The sequence below is a fragment of the Ornithinicoccus halotolerans genome, from assembly GCF_009602535.1.
GTDB lineage: Bacteria > Actinomycetota > Actinomycetes > Actinomycetales > Dermatophilaceae > Ornithinicoccus > Ornithinicoccus halotolerans.
In genome coordinates, this window is the sequence record NZ_WIQI01000132.1 from 1 (window position 1) to 6,101 (window position 6,101).

The window sequence follows — 6,101 nt, forward strand, 5'->3', positions numbered from 1 at the left end:
GCGCCGGCGGCGCGGGCCAGCGCTGCGGCGGCCAGCGCGTTGGCGACCAGGTGCGGCGGCACCGGCGAGTCCGCGGGCGCACCTTCCGGCCGCAGGTCGGCGAGGGTGCCCAGCTCCGCGGCCGAGGTGGTGCGCTCCTCGACGAAGGCCCGGTCGGCGAGCACGTCCTCGACCAGCCCCACCTCGGACAGGCCGGGCACCCCGAGGGTGAACCCGACGGCGCGGCAGCCCTCCTGCACCTCGGCCCGGCGCACCATCTGCTCGGTGACCTGGTCCTGGGCGTTGTAGACGCAGGCGACCTGGGTGCGCGCGTACACCTTGGCCTTGGCGTCCCGGTAGGCGGCGAGCGAGCCGTGCCAGTCCAGGTGGTCCGGGGCGAGGTTGAGGCACGCCGAGGCCAGCGGCGCCAGTGAGGCGCTGTAGTGCAGCTGGAAGCTGGACAGCTCCACGGCGATGGCGTCGTAGGGCTGGGGGTGCAGCACCGCCTCCAGGATCGGGGTGCCGACGTTCCCGGCGGCGGTGGCGCGCAGCCCGGCGGCGGTGAGCATGCCCGCCAGCAGCCGGACCGTGGTGGTCTTGCCGTTGGTGCCGGTCACGGTCAACCACGGTGCCGCGCCCTCGGCCGGCCGCATCCGCCAGGCCAGCTCGACCTCCCCCCAGATCGGCAGGCCCCGCTCTGCCGCCCCCGCGAGCACCGGCTGGTCCGGCCGCCAGCCCGGCGAGGTCACCACCAGGTCGGTCGCGGCGGGTGCGGCCAGGTCGGCCGGCAACGCCTCGACGTGCTCGGGCCCGAGCCGGACGTCGGCGCCGAGCATCTCCAGCACGGTGGCGCGCTCGCGCTGCACCCGGGCCGGGGCCGGGTGGCGGCTGCCGGCGTCGAGGACGGTCACCCGCGCCCCGCGCTCGAGCAGGGCGTCGGCGGCGGCGAAGCCGCTGACCCCCAGGCCGGCGACGACGACCCGCAGCCCGGCCCAGCTCGCGTCGCGGTGGGTCAGCCCGGCGAGCCGGGTCACAGCTGCGCCACCCACTCGGCGTAGAAGATCCCGAGCCCGCCGGCGACGCACAGCCCGGCGATGATCCAGAACCGGATGACGATGGTCACCTCGTTCCACCCGACCAGCTCGAAGTGGTGCTGCAGCGGCGCCATCCGGAACACCCGCCTGCCGGTCATCTTGAACGAGGCGACCTGGATGATGACCGACAGCGTGATGAGGACGAACAGCCCGCCCAGGATCACCATCAGCAGCTGGGTCTGGGTCATGATCGCCAGTCCGGCCAGCGCCCCGCCCAGCGCGAGCGAGCCGGTGTCGCCCATGAAGATCTTCGCCGGTGAGGCGTTCCACCATAGGAAGCCGAAGCAGGCGCCGGCCACGCAGGCCGCGACCACCGCCAGGTCGTGGGCATCGCGCACGTCGTAGCAGTTCGGGCCCGGCATCAGCTGGCAGTTCTGGTTGGACTGCCACACCCCGATGAGCACGTAGGCGCCGAAGACCATGACGCTGGCGCCGGTGGCCAGCCCGTCCAGGCCGTCGGTGAGGTTCACCCCGTTGGAGGCGCCGGCGATCATGATGTTGGCCCAGATCACGAACAGGATCAGCCCGCCGACCGTGCCGGCCACCGCGAAGTCGATCCGGGTGTCGCGCACGAAGCTGATGGCGGTGCTGGCCGGGGTGCGGAAGGAGTCCCCGGGGAACTGCAGCGCCAGCACCGCGAACACGACGGCCACCGCGGTCTGGCCGATCAGCTTCTCACCGCTGCGCAGGCCCAGGCTGCGCTGCTTGGAGATCTTGATGAAGTCATCCAGGAACCCCACCAGTCCCAGCCCGGCCATCAGGAACAGCACCAGCATCGCGCTGGCGGTCATCCGGGTGCCGCGCAGCTCGATCAGCCCCATCGCCTCCACGGCCAGCAGCGCCAGGTGCGACAGCAGGTAGCCGGCCAGCGTGGCCGCGATGATGACGGCACCGCCCATCGTGGGGGTGCCGCGCTTGGTGTGGTGGGTGTCGGGACCGTCGTCGCGGATGAACTGCCCGTAGCCCTGCGCCACCAGGTACCGGATGAACAGCGGCGTGCCCAGCAGGGAGACCACGAGGGCGACCGCAGCCGCTACCACGACGGTAGCCATCAGACGCGGCCTCGCTGCGGCGCCTCGGCTCCCTGGCTGCCCTGCACCATCTCGTCGCCGAGCAGCCGCAGCCCGGAGTCGCGGCTGGACTTCAGCAGCGCGACGTCCCCGGCGGTGAGCAGGTCGCCCAGCAGCGCGCGGGCCTCGTGCCGGTCGGCGGGGCGGTGCACCTGTCGCCGGCCCGGGTCACCCCCGGTCGCGGCGGCGTAGCCGTCGCCGACGGGCGCGGCGCCGGGACCGACGGCCACCAGCACGTCGATGCCCAGGTCGGCGGCCAGCTCGCCGATGCGCAGGTGCTCCTGGACGGACTCGGCGCCCAGCTCGCGCATCTCGCCGAGGACGGCGATGGTGCGGCCGCCGCCGCTCATCGCGGCCAGCGAGCGCAGCGCGGCGGCCATCGACTCGGGGTTGGCGTTGTAGGCGTCGTTGACCAGGGTGACTCCGCCGGGCAGCTCGTGGACCTCCATCCGCCAGCGGCTGACCGGGTCCGCCTCGCCGAGCGCGGTGGCGATGTCGGCCGGGGCCATGCCCAGCTCGGCGGCCACGACGGCGACCGCCAGCGCGTTGCCGACCTGGTGCTCCCCGTGCAGCCGCAGCGCGACCGGCAGCGGCTGCTCGTGCGAGGGCAGCGTCATGGTGAACCGGGCCCGGCCCCGCTCGTCCAGCCGCACGTCGGTGGCGCGGGCGTCGGCGTCGGCGGACCGGCCTACGGTCAACACGCGGGCACGCGTCTGCGCGGCCATGGCCGCGACCACGGCGTCGTCGGCGTTGAGCACCGCCACCCCGTCCTCGGGCAGCGGACGCACCAGCTCGGCCTTGGTGTGCGCGATCGCCTCGCGGCTGCCGAACTCGCCCAGGTGGGCGGACCCGACGTTGAGCACCACCCCGATGCGGGGTGGTGCGATGGTCGTCAGGTAGGCGATGTGTCCCACCCCCGAAGCCCCCATCTCGGCCACCAGGTAGCGGGTGTCCGGGGTCAGCCGGCACACCGTGAGCGGCACGCCGACCTCGGAGTTGTAGGAGGCGATGGGGGCGACCGTCTCGCCGAGCCGGCCCAGCACCTGGGCCATCAGGTCCTTGGTGGAGGTCTTGCCGGAGGAGCCGGTGATGCCGATGATCTCCAGGCCCCCGGACTCCTGGCACCGGCCCACCACCTCCCGGGCCAGCTGCCCGAACCCCTCCTGGGTGTCGCTCACGACCACGCAGGGCACCCCGGCCCCCTCCGGGAGATGGTCGACGAGGGCGGCGACCGCGCCGTTGTCGGCGGCGGCGCCGACGAAGGCGTGGCCGTCGGCGTGCTCGCCGCGCCGGGCGACGTACAGGCTGCCGGGACCGGCCTCCCGGGAGTCGGTGACCACGGTGCCCTCGATGAGCACCTCGGCCGCGTTCTCGGGGTGCACCCTGCCGCCGGTGACCGTCGCGATCTGCCGCAGCGACAGTGGGATCACTCGCCGTCCCTTTCGTCCTTGATGGCGATGTCGCCCAGTGTGACACCCTTCGGGTGCCCGGGCGCCCGCCGGTCGGGGTCGTAGACGAGGGGGATCTCGGGGGACTCGGTGTCGCTGGGCGGCACGCCGTGCTCCTGGAGGGTGTAGCGCATGATGTCGGAGAAGACCGGCCCGGCGATGGTGCCGCCCCACTGGCTGATGCGGGTGGGCCGCTGGATCGTCACCGACACCACGTACTGGGGGTCCTCGGCGGGAGCGTAGCCGACGAACGCCGACGTGACGCCGCTGTAGCGGCCGGTGCGGGGGTCCACCCGGCTGGCGGTGGAGGTCTTGCCGGCGACCCGGTAGCCGTCGACCGCGGCCAGCGGCGCGGTGCCGCTGGCGGAGGGGACGTTCTCCATGATCGTCGTCAGCGTCTGCGCGGTCTCCTCGGCGATCACCCGCTCGCCCGTGGCGCGCTCCCGCGGCGTGACCGTGCCGTCGGGGGCGGTGGTGCCCTCGATGAGGGTGGGCGGCACGGAGACGCCGCCGTTGGCGATGGTCTGGAACACGCCGTGCTGCTGCAGCGCGTTGCTGGTCAGTCCCTGCCCGAAGAGCATCGTGTACTTGGTGGTCCGGGACCAGTTCTGCGGCGCCCAGATCAGCCCCGGGGACTCCCCGGGCAGCCCGAGCCCGGAGGTCTCCCCCATCCCGAACCGGCGCATGTAGTCGTAGAGCACCTGGTCCTCGATGTCCTCCCCGGCCAGGATGGTGCCCATGTTGGAGGAGGTGGCCAGCACCCCGGCGAAGGTGCGATAGATGTCGTCCTCGGGGTCGTGGGCGTCCTTGAAGGTGGTGCCGCCGCGAGGCAGCCGCCCGCTGGGCAGCACGATCGGGGTCTCCGGCTCGACCAGTCCCTGCTCCAGCAGCGCCGCCGCGGTCATCACCTTGCCGGTCGAGCCGGGCTCGTAGGCGTCCTCGATCGCGGCGTTGCGCATGTCGCTGGCGTCCTGGGAGGAGTCGCTGGGGTCGAAGGAGGGGTAGCTGGCCAGCGCCAGCACCTCCCCCTCGATGTTGGTGACGATGGCGTAGCCGCTGACCGCGCCGGCCTCCTCCACCCGCTGCTTCACGGCGTCGTAGGCGTACCACTGCAGGTCGGAGTCGAGGGTGAGCGTGACGTCGTGGCCGGGGACGGCCGGCTCCTCCTCGGAGAAGCCGGTGGTGATCTCCTGCCCGGCGCCGCCCTGCTCGTAGACCCGGCGCCCGGGGGTGCCGGTCAGCACGTCGTCGACCACCAGCTCCACGCCACCGGCCGGCTCGTCGCCGCTGCCGACCCAGCCCAGGACGGGGGCGTGCGACTCCCCCAGCGGGTAGGTGCGCTTGCGGTACTCCTCGGCGTGGAGCCCGGGGATGCCCAGCCGGCGCACGTCCTGCCACTGCTTAGGGCTGACGTCCTTGACCAGGTAGGTGAACCGGCTGCTGGGGTCGGCGGTGAGCCGCTGCTCCAGCACCGCCGGGTCGCTGCCGGTGACCTCGGCGACGTCGGCCGCCGCCCCGGCGGCCCCGACGGTGACCCGGTCGCCGTCGACGACCTTGGTGTACTCCTGCACCGCCAGCGGGTCGGCGGTGATGTGCCTGCGCTCCACGCTCTCGGCCAGCGGGGTCCCGTCGTGGTCGGTGATGGTGCCGCGGGCGGCGGGGATGGTGGCCTCGCGCAGCCGCCCGTCGATGGCCGCGGCCGACACGGTCGCGGCGTCCAGCCCCTGCAGCCGCACCAGCTGGGCGGCGAACAGGCTGAAAACCACGAACACGCCCAGCAGCAGCACCCGCACCCGCCGCTGCGGGTGCACCACGCCGCGGCGGTCCCGCAGCCTCGGGTCGCGGGGCGGGGTGGCGCGGGGAGCACGGCGGCTGCGGGACGGGCCGCGGGACCGCTCGCCGCGGCGATGTCCTGCGTCAGCCACCGGCGTCAGCCTTCCTCGGTCGGGTCCCTGTCGGTCTGGGCTTCCTCGGCGGGCGGGCTGGCCGGAGTGGGCTCGACGGCCACCGAGGACGTGTCCACGGTAAGCGGCCCCTCCTCGGTGACGGTCGCTGCCACGCCGAGCACGGCGCCGTCGGAGAGCCGCAGCACCGCGGTGGAGGGTGAGGGCTGCAGGCCCAGCTCCTCGGCCTCGGCGGCCAGGTTCGCCGGTGAGGTGGTGCGGGCGACCGCCTCCTCCAGGGTGACCCGGGTGTCGTGCAGCTCGGTGGCCTCGGCGCGCAGGTCGCTGGCCACGAACGAGGCCTCGGCCCGCCAGGTGTTCAGCAGCAGCGCGGCGATGAGCGCGCCGCCCAGCAGCGCGATGCACAGCACCGCGAAGCCGGTGGCCGACTGCCGCTGCGGCAGCGCGTCGACCAGCCGCAGCCGCTCCCGGCGCGGCGACGTGACCGGTGCACCTCGGCGCGGTGCGGCCGGGGTGGTGGCTCGGCGCGGCGCGTCGGCGGCGACTTCACCGCCTCGATCGGGCCGGTCCTGGAGGCGTTGGAAGAACACGTGGTGCTGCTGCGGT

General features: G+C 73.9%; 5 protein-coding genes. All 5 read right to left on the reverse strand.

The window, feature by feature from the left end; all coding sequences use genetic code 11:
- Positions 1-1,028, reverse strand: a 1,028-nt coding sequence (locus GFJ45_RS14565; protein WP_267128869.1) for a Mur ligase family protein, incomplete at its 3' end; no start/stop codon positions are given.
- Entirely contained in the window at positions 1,010-2,125 is a 1,116-nt protein-coding gene (gene mraY / locus GFJ45_RS14570; protein ID WP_153398475.1) for a phospho-N-acetylmuramoyl-pentapeptide-transferase, read from the reverse strand. The genes mraY and GFJ45_RS14565, both read right to left, overlap by 19 nt.
- Complete coding sequence (locus GFJ45_RS14575; protein ID WP_153398477.1) at positions 2,125-3,573, reverse strand: UDP-N-acetylmuramoyl-tripeptide--D-alanyl-D-alanine ligase; 1,449 nt, start codon at positions 3,571-3,573, stop codon at positions 2,125-2,127. The genes mraY and GFJ45_RS14575 overlap by 1 nt, the downstream gene beginning before the upstream one ends.
- The gene (locus tag GFJ45_RS14580) at positions 3,570-5,516 is read right to left on the reverse strand and encodes a peptidoglycan D,D-transpeptidase FtsI family protein (RefSeq protein WP_194288695.1); all 1,947 of its coding nucleotides are present in this window, start codon (positions 5,514-5,516) and stop codon (positions 3,570-3,572) included. Before GFJ45_RS14580 ends, GFJ45_RS14575 begins: the two co-directional genes overlap by 4 nt.
- A gap of 5 nt (positions 5,517-5,521) precedes the next feature.
- Positions 5,522-6,101 (reverse strand): hypothetical protein (locus GFJ45_RS16490; protein WP_228387099.1); only part of this gene is annotated, 580 nt, incomplete at its 5' end.